We start from the raw sequence: 16,558 nt of genomic DNA, 5'->3' as shown, positions 1-16,558 counted from the left end.
AGTGAAGCGTCTCAGACCGCGCGGACCCCTGGTGTGCCCCTGCTTCCTAGTTCTTCTCGAACCGGAAGCCGACCCCGCGCACCGTGGAGATGTAGCGGGGGGCCGCCGCGTCGTCGCCGAGCTTTTTGCGCAGCCAGGAGATGTGCATGTCCAGGGTCTTCGTAGAGGACCACCAGGTGGTGTCCCAGACCTCGCGCATCAGCTGCTCCCGGGTGACCACCCGGCCGGCGTCCCGCACCAGCACCCGCAGGAGGTCGAACTCCTTCGCGGTGAGTTGCAGTTCCTCATCGCCCATCCACGCGCGGTGCGACTCGACGTCGATGCGCACGCCCTGGGTGGAGGGATGCTGGGCCTCGGCGGTGCCGCGCCGCAGCAGCGCCCGCACCCGGGCCAGCAGCTCGGCCAGCCGGAAGGGCTTGGTCACGTAGTCGTCGGCGCCGGCGTCCAGGCCGACCACCGTGTCCACTTCGTCGGCGCGGGCGGTGAGCACCAGTACCGGGAAGCCATGGCCTTCGGTGCGCAGCCTTCTGCACACCTCGAGACCGTCCATTCCGGGCAGCCCCAGGTCGAGCACCAGAAGATCGAAGGAGCCGAGCAGGGCGGCTTCGAGCGCCGCGGGTCCGTCCTCGCGCACCTCGACCTCGTACCCTTCGCGGCGCAGCGCGCGTGCGAGCGGTTCCGAGATGGATGCGTCGTCCTCGGCGAGCAGTACGCGGGTCATGGGCTGATGGTAGTCCGCTCGGAGAAACCGCACGCCGGGCGGGCCGTCACTGTTGTGAGGCACATCTCAAGTCGTCTCATATAGCACATCTCGCATTGCCATAAGGTAACCAAAAGCCCGTATAGGTACACAGGACCCTTGGCGCGCCCCACGCGGCGAAGGGCCCTTCCGGTACGGGGCTGGTCCCCACCAGCATTTCCGTGGGCCGTGGATCCCGGTGCGCCCCCGCGCGCCCCGGTGCCGGCCTCCCCCCACCGGGCGCGCACCGCTCTCGCAGCGCGTCCCGAGCAGCAAGGAAAGTCCATGGCGTCCAGCCTGACGAAGGACGCCGCGCCGCAGGGCATCCCTGCGGCCGGCGGCAAGACCTTCCTCGGCCACCCCCGCGGCCTGGCCACCCTTTTCATGACCGAGACGTGGGAGCGTTTCAGCTACTACGGCATGAGGGCCCTTCTCGTCCTCTACCTGACGGCCTCGGTCACGGACGGCGGCCTCGGCATGAAGGCCGCCACCGCGGGCGCGATCTACAGCGTCTACACCGCGACGGTGTACCTGCTGGCGATGCCGGGCGGCTGGTTCGCCGACCGCCTCTGGGGGCCGCGCCGCACGGTCGCCATCGGCGGCACGATCATCATGATCGGCCACTTCCTGCTTGCCGTGCCGGTGAAGGCCTCGTTCTTCGTCGGCCTCGTCTTCATCGCCGTGGGCTCCGGCCTGCTGAAGTCGAACATCTCGACGATGGTCGGCCAGCTGTACCCGGACCGCAACGACCCGCGCCGGGACGGCGGCTTCACGATCTTCTACATCGGCATCAACCTCGGCGCCTTCCTCGCCCCGCTCGCCATCGGCACCGTCGGCCAGCAGGTCGACTGGCACCTGGGCTTCGCCATGGCGGGCGTCGGGATGGGGCTCGGCCTGGCCCAGTTCCTCATCGGCACCAGGCACCTCGCGCCGGTCTCCAGCGTGGTCCCCACCCCCCTTGACGACGCCGAGCGCGCCGGCCTGATGAAGAAGGCGCTGAGCTGGCTCGCCGCCGCGGTGGTCTTCTACGGCGTGGTCACCTTCACCGGCCACTTCACGATCAACTGGGTGCTCTGGCCGCTCTCCCTGCTGGGCCTGGCGCTGCCCGCGTACTACTTCACCCGCATCCGCCGGGACCAGGAGCTCACCCCGGACGAGAAGACCAAGGTCGGCGGGTACATCTGGTTCTTCGTCGTGGCCGCCGTCTTCTGGATGATCTACGACCAGTCCGGTTCGACCCTGACGGTCTTCGCCTCCGAGCACACCGCGTCCACCCTGTGGGGCTTCACCTTCCCCGAGAGCTGGTTCCAGTCCCTGAACCCGCTGTTCGTGATGGCGCTCGCCCCGGTCTTCGCCGCCCTGTGGATGACGCTGGGCCGCAGGAACCCCAGCACGACCGTGAAGTTCGCCCTCGGCGTCGCCGGCATCGGCGTCTCCTTCGTGGTGATGATGCTCGCCCAGGCCGCCGCCTCGGGCGACGTCAAGGTCACCCCGCTGTGGCTGGCCGTGGTCTACCTGATCCAGACCACCGCCGAGCTGTGCCTGTCCCCGGTGGGGCTGTCGGTCACCACCAAGCTGGCCCCGGTCAAGTACGCCAGCCAGATGATGGGCCTGTGGTTCCTGGCCGTCACGGCGGGGGACTGCGTGGCCGCGATCCTGCAGCTGGTCATCGGCGACGCCTTCCTGTCGGAGACGTCGTTCGCGATCCAGGGCTTCGTCGCGCTGGCCGCGGGTGCGGCCTTCGTGCTGTACCGCAAGCGGGTCATCGCGCTCATGGGTGACGTCCACTGACGCTTGCGCGGGCCGCCCGGGGTGTCCCGTGCGGCCCGCGCTCGTCTGCGGGTCTGTTGCGCCTGCGGCGGGCTGTTTCCCCGCCCTCCCGCCCGATTGCCCGGCGCGGTTGGTGCGGGCCTCGCGCGGTTCGTGGTGGGCCGGGGGCGGGGCCTCCGGGGCTGGGCATTCTGTACCGCATATTTATGTGCATGGCGGGCACCTGCGCTCGGTGCCGTCCGTGCCGCACAACAAATACACGTCAGCGTCCAGAACGCCCACCCTCCCCCAGCCTTCGGCCGGGGGTGCCCCCACCTCCCCCGCCCCCTCCGTTTCGTCGGGCGACCAACGCCCGGTGGGGGTGATGGGGGCCCACCCCACCCCACACCGCAGGAAACTGCCACCGGTAGGGGGTCCCTGGCCGCTGGCCGAGACAGGGTGCGCGCACCGGTGGCCGGGGGCAGCTCCGGCGGGACGGCTGGCGCGACCCGCCCACCGGCGCTCGCGGGGCGGTGTGTGTCATGGCGACGCCAAGCAGGCGCCCGATCATGACGATTGCTGAGGTGGTGACGCACCCTGGCCTCCGGCGGCCGGCTGACCCTCAACCAGGTCGAGTGAGGCCGCCTCTGGCCGAAGGCCGAGGGGCCCCGGCTACCGCTGGAGGGTGGCCCCCACGGAGGTCCTGACGGCCGGTGGGGGTTCAGATGGACGTGTGCGGCGAGCACGGACCGCCCTTACCCCCCTCCGGCCGTCAGGCGCCCCACGATACGGAGGGGCGGGGGAGTTGGGGGCACCCCCGGCCGAAGGCTGGGGGAGGGTGGATGTTCTGGACGCTGCGGGATATTTGTGTGTGGCAGAGACGGCACCGATCCGGACCGCCCGCCATGCACGTAAATAGCCCAGTGCAGGACGTGCAGCCCCGGAGGCCCCGCCCCCGGCCCACCACGAACGCGCGAGGCGGTCACTGACCGCGCCGGATGGGGGTCCCCCCGGCCGAAGGCTGGGGGAGGGCGGGAGGGCGGGGGACGCCCGCCGCAGGCGCAAACAACCCGCACACGACAACCGGCCGCAAGGGGCACCCCGGGCACCCCGGAGGGCTACGCGTGGGGGCGTCCCATGGCCCGGAACGTCCACCCCGCCTCACGCCACCCCTGCGGCACCAGCGCGTTCCGCCCGTCGATGACGTGCCGCCCCCTGGCCACCGCCCCGAGCTCCGCCGGGTCGAGCTCCCGGAACTCCTGCCACTCCGTGAGGTGCAGCACGACGTCGGCCCCGCGGACCGCCTCTAGGGCGCTCGCGGCGTACCCGAGGGTCGGGAAGAGCCGTCGAGCGTTCTCCATCGCCTTGGGGTCGTACACGGTGACCTGGCCGCCCTGGAGGTGGATCTGCCCGGCGACGTTGAGCGCGGGGGAGTCCCGGACGTCGTCGGAGTCGGGCTTGAAGGCCGCGCCGAGCACCGCGATCCGCTTGCCGAGGAAGCCGCTGCCGCCGCAGGCCTCGCGGGCGAGCTCGACCATGTGGGCGCGGCGGCGCATGTTGATGGAGTCGACCTCGCGCAGGAACGTGAGCGCCTGGTCGGCGCCGAGTTCGCCGGCGCGGGCCATGAAGGCGCGGATGTCCTTGGGGAGGCAGCCGCCGCCGAAGCCGATGCCGGCGCGCAGGAACTTCTTGCCGATCCGCTCGTCGTGCCCGATGGCCTCGGCGAGCTTCACCACGTCCCCGCCGGCCGCCTCGCTGACCTCTGCCATGGCGTTGATGAAGGAGATCTTCGTGGCGAGGAAGGCGTTGGCCGCCGTCTTGACCAGTTCCGCGGTCGGGTAGTCCGCGACGACGAAGGGCGTGCCCTCGCCGACCGGGGTCGCGTAGACCTCGCGCAGCAGCTTCTCGGCGTGCTCGGAGGCGACGCCGACCACGATGCGGTCCGGGTGGAGGGTGTCCTCGACCGCGAAGCCCTCGCGCAGGAACTCGGGGTTCCAGGCCAGCTCCGCCCGGTCCCCGGCGGGGGCGAGCTCGGCGAGCCGGGCCGCCAGCCGGGCCGCGCTGCCGACCGGCACGGTCGACTTGCCGACGACCAGCGCGGGCTGCTTCAGGTGCGGGGCGAGCAGTTCGAAGGCGCTGTCGACGTAGCTCATGTCGCAGGCGTACTCGCCGTGCTTCTGCGGGGTGTTCACGCAGACGAAGTGGATGTCGCCGAAGGCGGCGACCTCCTCCCAGGAGGTGGTGAAGCGCAGCCGCCCGCTGGAGTCCGGCAGGCCCGCGACGTGGCGGCGCAGCAGGTCCTCCAGGCCCGGCTCGTACATGGGCACGCGGCCGGCGGAGAGGGTCTCAATCTTGGCGGGGTCGATGTCCAGGCCCAGTACCTCGAAGCCCAGCTCGGCCATCGCCGCGGCGTGCGTCGCACCGAGGTAGCCGGTGCCGATCACGGTGAGCTTGAGCGCCATGCGGAGGGTCCCTCCCAGGTCGTGGCCTGATTGCGATGTTGAGCATAGCCCCGGGCGGCGTCCGGGTTCCCCCGGTGCGGGCACGGAAGAAGACCCGGGAATGGCCAGGGCACCGTCCCACGCGCCACAATGCCCCCGACGCACGCGTGGGGAGCGGGTGCACATGGTGGGGGTGAATGATGACGACAACGGATCCGGTCGGTCACGAGCGGACGGCGGAAACGGAAACGGAACGGGAAGCGGCACCGGGCAGGGCCCCGGACCCGGCCCGCAGGAGGCGCAGCCGCACCCGTCGGGTGCTGCTGGGCGCGCTGGTCCTGCTGGTCGTGGGCGTACTGGGGGTGGCCGGAACCCTGTGGTGGGCGGTGGACCACTACACCGGCAAGGTGGACCGCATTCCCAACGTGTTCCCGACGAACGTGCCCGAGAGCGAGCAGCCGCAGGCCGCCAAGGGCGGTGAAACGTTCCTCCTGGTCGGTGTGGACGCCCGCTCCGACCTGCCGACCACGGGCCGGGGCGCCGAGGCCCCGGAGTGGAAGCGCGGCGCGCAGCGCAGCGACACGATGATGCTGGTGCACCTGCCGGCCGACCACAAGCGGGCGTACGTGGTCTCGCTGCCCCGCGACAGCTGGGTCTCGATCCCGGGGAACGGCAAGGCCAAGCTGAACGCCGCCTTCTCCTGGGGCGGCCCGCCGCTGCTGATCGACACCGTGCAGCGGCTCACCGACCTGAGGGTCGACCACCTCGCCGTCATCGACTGGAGCGGCTTCAAGACCCTCACCGACGACATCGGCGGCGTGGACCTGGCCGGGAAGCACATGAACGGCGAGCAGGCCCTGACCTACGTCCGCGAGCGCTACAACCTGCCGCGCGGCGACCTGGACCGCACCCACCGCCAGCAGGCCTTCCTGCGTGCGGTGATCGCCAAGACGCTGACCAAGGACTCCATGAGCAACCCGCTGAAGGCCAAGGAGCTGCTGGACCAGGTCACCGGTGTGGTCAGCGTCGACGACCGGCTCTCCGACGGGGACCTGCGGGACCTGATGTGGAGCATGCGCGGGGTGCGCGCGGGCGACATGGTCTTCATGAACGCCCCGGTCGGCGGGCTCGACATGATCAAGGGCCAGTCGGTGGTGCTGCTCGACGACAACGGCAGCGAGCAGCTGTGGGAGGCCATGCGCAACGACACCATGGACGAGTACGTGGCCAACCACTCCCTCGACCGCCTGGGCTCCAGCACCCCGTGAGCCCTCCGTTGCCGACGGGAACGGCAAAGGGGCCGGCCGGGCGCGCACACCGCGCCCGGCCGGCCCCTCCGCCGTCGCGAGGGATCAGGAGTCCGGCGTGACCGTGACCTTCTCGTCGTTCTTCAGCTCCGAGACGAGCTGCTTGACCTTCGGCATGTCCCACTTGAGCGCGCTGCCCACGTTGGTGCCGATGGAGCCGGAGGTCGGCATGTTCATCGAGACGCCGTCACCGCCGGAGACGCCCTTCATGGCCCAGAACATCGACGCCAGGTCCCACAGGCTCATGTCCTTGTCCACGATGAGCGTGTCCAGGCCCGCGCCCATGGTCGGGTAGAGCTTGAACGGGTTGAGGACCGTGCCCGGCGTGGCCGTCTGGCTCGCGAGAGCGGACAGGAACCTCTGCTGGTTCTTGGTGCGGCCCAGGTCGCCCTCGGCCTCCTGGTAGCGCTGGCGGACGAAGGCCAGGGCCTCGTCGCCGTTGAGGGTCTGCTTGCCCTTCTGGATGTGCAGGCCCGAGTTCTTGTCGTCGATGTTGCGGGGGATGTCGAGCTCGACACCGCCGACCGCGTCGACGAGGCCCGCGAAGCCGGCGAAGCCGATCTCCGCGTAGTGGTCGATGTGCAGGCCCGTGTTGTACTCGACCGTCCGCACCAGCAGCGTCGGCCCGTCTATGGAGTAGGCGGCGTTGAGCTTGTTCTGGCCGCGCGAGGAAAAGGTCTTGCCGGACTCGGAGCCCTTGAACTCGGGGATGGTGACGTAGGAGTCGCGGGGGAGCGAGATCAGCGAGTTCCCGTTGTCGCCGACGTGCAGGATCATCATCGAGTCGGTGCGCTTGCCCTCGGCGGAGCCGGTGTGCAGCTTCTTCTTCTGCTCGCTGGACAGGCCCTCACGGCTGTCGGAGCCGACGATGAGGTAGTTGGTGCCCTCGCCGGTCTCCGGGCGGTCTATGACCGTGCTCAGGTCCACCTCGCGGCGCACCTTGCCGTCCGCCCAGAAGTAGGTGCCGATCGACCACGCGGCGACCACGACGACCAGACCGATCAGGACGCCCTTGGCCCGGCGCTTGCGGCTGCCGGGCGGGGTGCCGCGGCCACCGGTGGACGGCGGGCCGTACGAGCCGCCGCCGTAGCCGTCGTAGTCACCGCCGCCAGGCCCCCCGTGGCCCGGGACGCCGCTGCCGTACGCCTGCTGGCGCGGCACACTGCCGGGAGCCGCCGCCGCACGGCGCGGGGACAGCTCGGGGGGCAGCGGCGGCTCGGAGACCTGCTGCTGCCGCTGGTTCCTGTTGTCGGACCAACCGTCGGGCCATGCGTTCATGTAGGGCAGTGTGCCCTGCCGCCCGGCCCGGCAGTGCCTCCGTGGCTCTTCTGAAGCAGAGCTGATGCAAAGGTCACAGGACCGCGGAAATGCGGTGACCAAACGTGCCCGTACGATCTCATCCGGTGAGATGCGTCGGGGTGTTGGTGTGGGTCTCGATCATTCCGGCGGCCTGTTCCAGCAGTTCGTGCGCCAGGTTGGAGCAGGCCCGGGATGCGGCCACGTCCTCCCCTATGCGCATGTCGGGCTCGTCGTGCGGATTGCGCCGCGAATAGCCGTGGCCCACCACGCCCGGGGCGCCGTCCCCGGTGAGCGAGGCGGTGCAGGCGGTGCGGCTGCCGTCCTCCTCGAGCGACAGCTTGATCGTCCACGTCTTCTCCATGGCGGATCACCTCTTGGACATCGGGACGTCGGCCCCTTTCTCAGCATCCGCCCGGCCCCGCCCCCGGGCAAGATGTGCCCGGCGAGGAGCACGGCACGGCAGTGCTTAGGGTGGAGCCATGTTCGAGGAGCCACCCCCGCACCCTGTCCCGTTCAAGCCCACGTCCGCCTCGCGGATCACGCTGGCGCACATCATGACCCACCACGACACGAACCTCCTGGGCACCGTGCACGGCGGCGTGGTCATGAAGCTCGTGGACGACGCGGCGGGCGCGGTCGCCGGACGGCACTCCGAGGGGCCCGCGGTGACCGGTGCCATGGACGAGATGGCCTTCCTGGAACCGGTGCGGGTCGGCGACCTGCTCAAGGTGCAGGCCCAGGTCAACTGGACCGGGCGCAGCTCCATGGAGGTCGGCGTGCGCGTGCTCGCCGAGCGCTGGAACGAGTCCGGCCCGGCGACCCAGGTGGCCAGTGCCTACCTGGTCTTCGTCGCCGTGGACGCCGAGGGCGCACCGCGTCCGGTGCCCCAGATCGAGCCCGAGACCGACCGCGACCGGCGCCGTCTGCAGGAGGCGCAGATCCGCCGCACGCACCGGTTGGCCCGCCGCCGGGCGATCATGGAGCTGCGCGAGAAGCGCGCCGCCGAGGGCTTCGAAGACTGACGGCCCCCGGCCCTCAGCCCCTCGGCTCAGCCCCCGCCCCTCAGCCGCACAGGATGCGGTCGCCGCGCATCGGCTGGAGCCCCACCGGCGGTGCCGCGGGCGGGTCCGGCTCGCCGGCCCGTACCGGGGTCACGCCGTCGTAGTCCGCGCCCACGGTGATCCGCAGCGTCGGCCCCAGCCCGGACACCCGGCGCAGCTCCGCGTACGGCAGGGCCGTCCCCAGCGCCTTGGCGGAGCGGTCCCAGCCCGGGTCGTAGTGGATGACCGTGTACTCCGCGTCGTGCCGGACGGTGTTGCCGGGCGTACCGGTGGTGCGGAAGCCCAGGCGACGCAGTTCCTTGTCCACACGCGCCCCCAGCCCGTTGACCGTCGTCCCGTTGTTGACCTGGACGCGGATCGACTTGGGCGGCACTTCGACCTGCTCGGGCTCGGGCGCCGACGGGCTGGGCGTGGCCAGGGGGCCGCCGTCCGGGCCGGTGAGCGGGCGGTCCTCGCGGAGCGCCTCGAAGATCCGCTGGGCGCCCTTGACGTCCCAGCGCAGGGTCGTCCCCACCCCCTGCACCCGGAACGGGGTGGCGTCCACCGGCACCGTCGCGAACTCCACCGAGCGGGCCCCGAAGCCGCCGCGCAGCCCCGTGGCGAGGGCGATCAGGTCGTCCGGCTTGGTCTGCCGGTCCGCGCGCACCGAGCCGAGCGCGGCCTTGGCCACCTGGTCGAGCTTGACCGGGTTCTGCATCAGCCCGATGTCGGTGACCCGGCGGACCAGGGCGGCCAGGAACCGCTGCTGGTTCTGCATCCGCTGGAGGTCGGGGCTGCCGGGGAGGTGGCCGGAGCGCACGTAGCGCAGTGCCGTGCCGCCGTCAGCACGTACCGTGCCGGCGGGCAGGTCGAGTCCGGTCACGGGGTCGCGCAGCGGACGGGCGAAGCAGAGGTCGACCCCGCCGATCCGGTCGACGGTCTTCATGAAGGAGCCGAAGTCGAACTCGGCGTAGTGGTCGACCTTGACCCCGGTCATCTTCTCGACCGTGCTCACGGCGAGTGCGGGGCCGCCCACCCCCCAGGCCCACTTCAGCTTGCCGGCGCGCGGCAGTTCCGCGTACGAGTCCCGCGGCAGCGCGACCACGCTGACCCGCCTGCCGTCCCGCGACAGGTGCGCCAGCATCATCGTGTCGGTGCAGTCGCAGGGCTCCCCGCCCAGGCGCAGCCCGGTGCGCTGCGACTGGGACAGCCCGCGGCGGACGTCGGTGCCGACCAGAAGGAAGTTGGTGCCCTTGGTGGGGCTGGGCCGGTTCTTCATCCCGGCGAAGGCGTCCACCCGCGCCAGGCGGTCGTCCATGTGCCCCAGGACGGCGTGCCCGATCCCACTGGCGGTCAGGATGCCGAGCGAGACGGCACCGAGGACGCGCAGCCCGCGGCGCACCGGCGGCCGCTTGCGGGTCCTGCGGGCGGCTGCGGCGGGTTGCTGACGGCGACGAGCGACGGTCATACAGTCACGCTAAGGAGTCATACCGTCGTACGGAACGAGCCCCGCCCGGTCGCACGCGCTCGTATCATCCGTTCGCGGTAACGTGTGCGGCTGTGAACGCTGCGACCCCCCATGTGCTGCCCGCCGTCTCCGTGATCATGCCGGTGCTCGACGAGGAGCGGCACCTTCGAAACTCCGTCCGCCACATCCTCGAACAGGACTACGCGGGCGAGCTCGAGGTCGTCATCGCCCTCGGCCCCTCCACCGACCGCACGGACGAGATCGCGGCGGAGCTGGTGCGGGAGGACCCCCGCGTCCACACGGTGCCCAACCCCACCGGCCGCACCCCCGCCGCCCTGAACGCCGCCATCAAGGCCTCCCGGCACCCGGTCGTGGTCCGGGTCGACGGCCACGGCATGCTCTCGGCCGACTACATCAAGACCGCGGTGCGGCTGCTGGAGGAGACCGGCGCCGCCAACGTCGGCGGCATCATGCACGCCGAAGGCGAGAACGACTGGGAGCGCGCCGTCGCCGCCGCCATGACCTCGAAGATCGGCGTCGGCAACGCGGCCTTCCACACCGGAGGCGCCGCCGCCCCCGCCGACACCGTCTACCTCGGGGTGTTCCGCCGCGAGGTGCTGGAGCAGCAGGGCGGCTACAACGAGGAGTTCATCCGCGCCCAGGACTGGGAGCTGAACTACCGCATCCGCGAGGCCGGCGGCCTGATCTGGTTCTCGCCGGAGCTGCGCGTCTCGTACCGCCCGCGGCCCAGCGTGCGCGCGCTGGCCAAGCAGTACAAGGACTACGGGCGCTGGCGCCGTGTCGTCACCCGGTACCACCAGGGCTCGGTCAACCTGCGCTACCTCGCCGCCCCGGCGGCCGTCGCGGCCATCGCGGCGGGCGTGGTGGTGGGAGCGGCGGTCACCCCGCTCGCCTTCGTCGTCCCCGGCGGCTACCTCGCGGCCATCGTGCTGGGCTCGCTCCCGGCCGGCAAGGGCCTGTCGGCCGCCGCGCGGCTGCAGATCCCGGTGGCGCTCGCCACCATGCACATGTCCTGGGGCTTCGGGTTCCTGACCAGCCCGCGTTCGCTCGCCCGGCGGGTCATCGCCAGCCGCCGCCCTGCGGTGCGGGCGGCGGCCGACGCGTGAGGCGGGGGTGAACCCCTACCAGTTGTAGTAGGGGTTCACCTTCATGCACGCCGAGTCGTCGGAGGCGTTGAGCGCGCTCGCGCTGTCCAGGACCTCCTTGGTGTCGGTGCTGCTGGCCGCCGGGTACGTCGCCCCGGCCGTCCAGTCGGCGCCGATCACCAGCGTGATGCCCTCCGCGGAGGAGGACTTCTTGACCACGCCGGCCGGCAGCTTCAGCGCCTTCGCCACGGCCAGGGCGTTCGCCTTGTCGTCGTCGCCGGCGTAGGTGATCGTGCTGCCGGACTGCGACTGGGGCGTGGAGTCGGACTCGGCCTGGGTGAAGCCCAGCGCCTTCAGCTTCTCCGTGACCGTGCCCGCCCGGCCGGAGACGGCGGGCGTCGTGGCGCTGCCGGTGCCGTTCTGGACCGTCACCGCGATCTCGTCCTTGGGCGAGGGCTTCGCGGTGGTGGCGGACTTGTCGGCCTTCTTCTTCTTGGAGGCCTTGCCGTCCACGGCCTGGTCGTTGCGCAGCAGCGTGAAGAGCTTGGTCGCCGCGCCGGTCGGCACGACGTGCGCGGTCGGGTTCTGCGGGTCGGCGCCCCACGGCATCGTCGTCATGGTGATGCGGTCGGTGGGCACGCCCTTGAGGTTGTTGCCCAGGTCGTAGAGCTTCTTGACCGTCCCGAGGCCGGTGTCGACGGTCAGCGCCTTGGTGGCGGCCTCCGCCAGGCCGGTCAGCTTGCCCGGGTCGGTGAGCTTCGTGCCCGACTTCAGCTGGCGCACCATCGCGTTCATGTACATGTGCTGGGCGTGGGTACGGCCGATGTCGCTGCCGTCCTCGAAGCCGTGCCGGGTGCGGAGCCACTGCAGGGCCTGCTGGCCCTTGATGGTGTGGTCGCCCTTGGTGAGCTTGAGCCCGGACTTCTTGTCCCAGACGTTCCCCTTGACGCAGACCGGGACGCCGCCGACCGCGTCGGCCATGGAGACCACGCCGGCGAAGTCGATCATCATGAAGTGGTCGATGGATATGTCGGTGAGCTTCTCCCAGGTGGCCACGGTGCAGCCGGGACCGCCGTGCTGGAGGCTCGTGTTGATCGTGTCCGTCGTGGTCTCGGGGTAGACGTGGCCGTCGTCCGGGTCGGTGCACTTGGGGATGGTGACCCGGGTGTCGCGCGGGATGCTGACCACGGTCATGTTGCTGCGGTCCGCGGAGACGTGCAGCAGCATCTGGACGTCGGCGAGCGGCTTGCGGTCCGCGTCGGCCTTGGCGCCGCCGAGCTTCTGGTTCGCCTTGGAGGCCCGGCTGTCGGAGCCGAGGAGGAGGATGTTCAGCGGGGTCTGGCCCGCCGCGTTCGCCTTGCTCTTGGCGGCCTGGCTGTCGCCGAGGTTGAGCGCGTCCTTCTTGATGTTCGCGTTGAGGTGCTGGTAGTACGCGTAAGCGGCGCCGGCCGTGCCGAGTATCGCCACCGACGTGACGATCGCCACCCAGCGCAGGGCGCGCCTCTTGCCCTTTTTGCGGCGGCGGGTGCCGCGGCGGCCTGCGCCGTCGTGGCCGTCGTACCCGTCGTGCCCGTCGTCGTCCGCCCCGTCGTCCTGCGTCGCGGTCAGGGTGCCGGTGGACGTACCGTCGTCCGCCTCGTGCCCGTAGTCCTCGTAGCCGCCGTACTCGGCCCCGTGGCCGTCGTCGCCGTAGCCCCCGGTGTCGTAGCCCGCGGCCTCGCGGCCGGGCTGCTGGTACGGCGCGTACGCGTCCTGCTGCGGGTACCCGCCGCCGCGCTGCGGCTCCTCGGGTCGGTAGCCGCCGCGCTGCGGCTGCTGCGGGACCGTCGGGTGCGGGTAGCCGGGCTGCTGCGGGATGTACGGCTGCTGTCCGTGACCGTTCCCGTACGGAGAGTCGCCCCATCCGGGTTCGTGAGGATCGTAGGGGGCGTTCCGCCCTCCGGGGATGCTGCCGTGGCGCATGTGGGCCCTCCCATGACGCGCTGGTACCTACGGTCACCGGCTGCGCCGCGGCGCTCGGATCGTGGGTGATTGTCAGCTGTGCGACTGTCGAAGTCCTGTGGGACCGGAACAGCCCTGCTCGCGAATGGTTGGAGGTCACGATACATAAACCGCGACGGGGCCAACGCTTTGGTTTCTTATCGGCTGTGTAAAGCGATCGTGCGCACTACCCCAAATCGGGATCCCAGCGATATGGCCTGTACACGTCCATGCAGGCTGAATCATTCGCTCCGTTAAGGGCCCCGGCGCTCTTGGGCAGCGTACCGTCGTCGTCGGCGGCACCCTGGAAGACCGTTCCGTCGCGCCAGTCGGCGCCCACGACGAGTGTGACGGAGCCGACATGTGAGGATTCCTTCACAACGCCGGCGGGGAGCTTGAACACCTTCGCCACGGCGAGTGCGTCCGAGCGGCCTTGCGCGCCCTCTGCGGCCGGGTACTCGATGACACTGGCCGCCGACGGCTGCGCCGTGCCGACCGCCTTCGCCTGCCCGAAGCCGGACCCGACCAGCGCCTGGGCGAGGACGCCCGCCCGGCCGTTCACGGGGGTGCCCGCGGCGTCGCCCGCGGTGCCGTTGACCACCGCGACCGGGACGTCGGCGGCGGGCCGGGCGGCCGGCCCGGACTCGACGGGCTGCTTCTCCGCCTTCTTCTTCCCCTTGTCGTCGAAGGGGAGGTCGTGGACCAGCCGCGACCACACCTTGGGGGCGGCCACCGGGTCCGGCATGTAGTGCTGGTCGTTCTCGGTGTCCGTGACGGGCGGCATGGTCAGCATCGTGATCCGGTCCGACGGGACGCTCTTGAGCTGCATGCCGAGGTCGAAGAGCTTCTTCGGGGTCCCTATCTCCTCCGACACCTGCAACGCGTTGGTGGCGGCCTCGGCGAGGTCACCCAGCCGCCCCGCGTCGGTGAAGACGTTCTGCGAGCGCAGTTCGCGCACCATCGAGTTCATGTACATGTGCTGCGCCCGGGCGCGCCCGAGGTCGCTCTCGAAGGCGTGCCTGGTGCGCAGCCACTGCAGCGCCGTCTTGCCGGTGATCTTCTGCGTGCCCGCCTTCAGCTTCAGCCCGGAGCCGCCCGGCTGCTGCGGGGTCGGGTGGTCCCACACGGGCTGCCGCACGCAGACGTCGACGCCACCGACCGCGTCGGCCATCTTCACCACACCCGCGAAGTCGATCGTCATCCAGTGGTCGATGTAGACCTTGGTGAGGTTCTGCACGGTGGCGAGCGTGCAGCCGGGACCCCCGCGCATCAGGCTCTCGTTGATGATCGCGTGCGTGGTGGCGGCGAACTTCCTGCCCGTCTCCGGGTCGGTGCACTCCGGGATCGGCACCCGGGTGTCGCGCGGAATGCTCACCACGGACATGTTGCTGCGGTCGGCCGAGATGTGGAGCAGCATGATCACGTCGGCGCGGGGCGGATCGCCCTTGGTGTACTTGGCGCCGCCCAGCTTGAGGTTCTCCGCGGAGTTACGGCCGTCGGCGCCCAGCAGCAGGACGTTCATCGCGTTCGTCGGCGCCTTCGCCACGTCGCTGTCGCCGCTGTTCCGCTTCCCCTTGCGGATGTTGTCGCTGAGGTGCTCGTAGTACGCGTAACCGGCGCCCGCCGTCCCGAGGATGAGCACCGCGAGGGTGATCGCGGTCCACCGGGCGATCCGGCGTCCGCGGCGCTTCGGCCGCGGGCCGCGCGGCGGCCCGTCGCCGTCGTCCTCGGGGTCCGGGTGCGGGGTCCGTCCCGTGTCCGCGCCCCGCCGCGCCGCCCCGTCCCGCGGGTGGTCGTCGTAGAGGCTGTCGTCCCAGCCGAGATCGCGCACACGACTGTCCGTCATCGTCCGGTCCCCACCCCTGATACCCCTGTCGACCCTGGTGCCCGTAACGGGCGGCTACTTGGCACACACGCTCTTGTCGTCGGCTTCGACCTTCTGGATGCCCTCGGGCGCCTTCGTCGGTGTGGCGATCGGCGTGCCCGCCTGCTTGAAGTCCTTGCCCAGGGTGAGCGTCATGTTGGCGCGCGGCGCGGCGTCCTCGGTGCCCTGCTTGAGCGCGGAGGCCGGCAGCCCCATCATCGCGGCGAGCCGGCGTGCCTGGTCGGCCTGGTTGGGCGCGTACTCCAGCGTCGTCTTCTTCACCTCGGCGGGCGCGTTGCCGCCGTTGGTGGAGCGGCTGACACCCTCGTCGTTCTGCAGCCAGTTGACGGTGTCCTGGGCGGCGCCGAAGACCCCGCTGCCGTTGAGCACCTCGACCCGTACGTTGATCGGGTCGGCCTTGGGGCCCTTGAGCTTGGCCGCGTCGGACGCCTTCTGCTTCTTCTTCACCTCGGTCAGCGAGACGTCGTCCTTGACCATGCTGAACAGCTGCGGCGCCTTGGTCTCGTCCAGCACCACCGTGGTGTGCACCTTCTCGGCCGGGTTGTCTATCACCGGCACCGTCGCGAAGGTGATGTTCTTGGTGTTGACCCGGCTCAGGTCCTTGGCCAGCTCGCTGAGCTTGGTCACGCTGCCGATGCCGGTGTCGACGGTGAGCGCCTTCGTCGCCGTGTTCGCCAGCTTGAGCAGCTTGGTCGGACTGGTCAGCGTGTCGCCCGACTTCATCTTGCGCATCATCGAGCTGAGGAACTGCTGCTGCAGTTCGATACGGCTCAGGTCCCCGCCGAAGCCGACGCTGTGCCGGGTGCGGACGAAGGCCAGCGCCTGCTCGCCGGCGACGGTGTGCCGTCCCTTGGCCAGCTTCAGGTGCGAGTCCGGGTCGTCGATGTCCTTGGCCAGGCACACCTCGACGCCGCCGACCGCCGTCGAGAGGTCCTTCACCGCGTCGAAGTTGGCCATCATGAAATGGTCGGGGGTGATACCGGTCAGCGCCTTGACGGTGCGCATGGTGCAGCCCGGGTCGCGGCCGTACTGGCCCAGGCTGGTGTTGAAGCGGACGCCGCTCTCCGCCGGAATGATCTTCGTGGATCCGTCGGGCTGCTTCGTCGGGCAGTCCGGGATGTCGGTGATGATGTCGCGGGGGATGCTCAGCGCCGTCGCGTTGGAGCGGTCCTTGGAGACATGGAAGAGGATCGTGGTGTCGGCGTGGCCGACGTTGGCCGAGTCCCCGTACTTGCCCTTCAGTCCCTTGCGGCTGTCGGTGCCGATGACCAGGATGTTGACCGGTCCGGTGGACGTGGCGTTCTTGGAGCCGATGCCCGGGTCGATCGCGTTGATGTTGCCGTTGAGCTGCTGGTACAGCGCGTAGACGCCGATGCACGCCGCGATGACCACGACCCCGAGCGTGCCGGCGGTCCAGATCAGGGCCCGCTTCTTGGCCGACTTCCGCGACTTGGGGCGGCGCCGGCTGGTGCGTGCGGCCGCCCGGCCGCCGCCCTCGCCCCTGGCGCCGCCGGCGGCACGGCCGCCCGCCGCCGTCCTTCCGC

The 16,558-nt window shown here is 70.8% G+C and carries 12 protein-coding genes; 4 read left to right on the top strand and 8 right to left on the bottom strand.

The genetic code is table 11. The features are described from left to right. Window positions 1-46 precede the first annotated feature (46 nt). Window positions 47-721: a response regulator transcription factor gene (locus PV342_RS37115; protein WP_018559726.1), complete on the bottom strand. Its 675-nt coding sequence runs from the start codon at window positions 719-721 to the stop codon at window positions 47-49. 303 nt (window positions 722-1,024) lie between these two features. On the opposite strand from PV342_RS37115, the gene PV342_RS37110 reads away from it, so the two are divergent. Then, entirely contained in the window at window positions 1,025-2,530 is a 1,506-nt protein-coding gene (locus PV342_RS37110; protein WP_500320564.1) for a peptide MFS transporter, read from the top strand. A 1,076-nt stretch (window positions 2,531-3,606) separates the two neighbouring features. Here PV342_RS37110 and PV342_RS37105 read toward each other — a convergent pair. Beyond that, the gene (locus PV342_RS37105) at window positions 3,607-4,950 is read right to left on the bottom strand and encodes a UDP-glucose dehydrogenase family protein (RefSeq protein ID WP_329187522.1); all 1,344 of its coding nucleotides are present in this window, start codon (window positions 4,948-4,950) and stop codon (window positions 3,607-3,609) included. 176 nt (window positions 4,951-5,126) lie between these two features. On the opposite strand from PV342_RS37105, the gene PV342_RS37100 reads away from it, so the two are divergent. Then, window positions 5,127-6,197 carry an LCP family protein gene (locus PV342_RS37100; RefSeq protein ID WP_500320562.1) on the top strand — a complete coding sequence of 357 codons (1,071 nt, stop codon included), beginning with the start codon at window positions 5,127-5,129 and terminating at the stop codon, window positions 6,195-6,197. Between the two features lie 84 nt (window positions 6,198-6,281). On the opposite strand, the gene PV342_RS37095 is transcribed toward PV342_RS37100, so the two are convergent. Both PV342_RS37095 and PV342_RS37090 read right to left on the bottom strand, forming a co-directional pair. Then, window positions 6,282-7,514, bottom strand: coding sequence for an LCP family protein (locus PV342_RS37095; RefSeq protein WP_500320560.1), 1,233 nt, complete (start codon window positions 7,512-7,514; stop codon window positions 6,282-6,284). Between the two features lie 118 nt (window positions 7,515-7,632). Further along, entirely contained in the window at window positions 7,633-7,896 is a 264-nt protein-coding gene (locus PV342_RS37090) for a DUF1876 domain-containing protein (RefSeq protein ID WP_500320558.1), read from the bottom strand. 118 nt (window positions 7,897-8,014) lie between these two features. Between PV342_RS37090 and PV342_RS37085 the strand changes: the two genes are divergently transcribed. Further along, window positions 8,015-8,557, top strand: coding sequence for an acyl-CoA thioesterase (locus tag PV342_RS37085; protein ID WP_018559720.1), 543 nt, complete (start codon window positions 8,015-8,017; stop codon window positions 8,555-8,557). Between the two features lie 40 nt (window positions 8,558-8,597). Here PV342_RS37085 and PV342_RS37080 read toward each other — a convergent pair whose 3' ends face one another. Further along, window positions 8,598-10,043 (bottom strand): LCP family protein, encoded by a 1,446-nt coding sequence (locus PV342_RS37080; RefSeq protein ID WP_400802557.1) that lies wholly within the window; start codon window positions 10,041-10,043, stop codon window positions 8,598-8,600. On the opposite strand from PV342_RS37080, the gene PV342_RS37075 reads away from it, so the two are divergent. Beyond that, the gene (locus PV342_RS37075) at window positions 10,007-11,170 is read left to right on the top strand and encodes a glycosyltransferase family 2 protein (RefSeq protein ID WP_500320576.1); all 1,164 of its coding nucleotides are present in this window, start codon (window positions 10,007-10,009) and stop codon (window positions 11,168-11,170) included. The two genes, PV342_RS37080 and PV342_RS37075, sit on opposite strands and share 37 nt — an antisense overlap. A gap of 15 nt (window positions 11,171-11,185) precedes the next feature. Here the strand turns inward: PV342_RS37075 and PV342_RS37070 are convergent, their stop codons facing one another. The 3 genes from PV342_RS37070 to PV342_RS37060 all read right to left on the bottom strand — a co-directional run. Further along, window positions 11,186-13,111 carry an LCP family protein gene (locus tag PV342_RS37070; RefSeq protein WP_500320555.1) on the bottom strand — a complete coding sequence of 642 codons (1,926 nt, stop codon included), beginning with the start codon at window positions 13,109-13,111 and terminating at the stop codon, window positions 11,186-11,188. Window positions 13,112-13,316: 205 nt separating this feature from the next. Continuing rightward, window positions 13,317-14,975 (bottom strand): LCP family protein, encoded by a 1,659-nt coding sequence (locus PV342_RS37065; RefSeq protein ID WP_400802552.1) that lies wholly within the window; start codon window positions 14,973-14,975, stop codon window positions 13,317-13,319. A 54-nt stretch (window positions 14,976-15,029) separates the two neighbouring features. After that, window positions 15,030-16,558 (bottom strand): LCP family protein (locus PV342_RS37060; protein ID WP_500320553.1); only part of this gene is annotated, 1,529 nt, incomplete at its 5' end.

It is taken from the genome of Streptomyces sp. PA03-3a (genome assembly GCF_033792735.1).
Taxonomy (GTDB): domain Bacteria; phylum Actinomycetota; class Actinomycetes; order Streptomycetales; family Streptomycetaceae; genus Actinacidiphila.
Note: the sequence above shows the minus strand (reverse complement) of the source record. Positions and strands in the feature narration are given on the sequence as shown.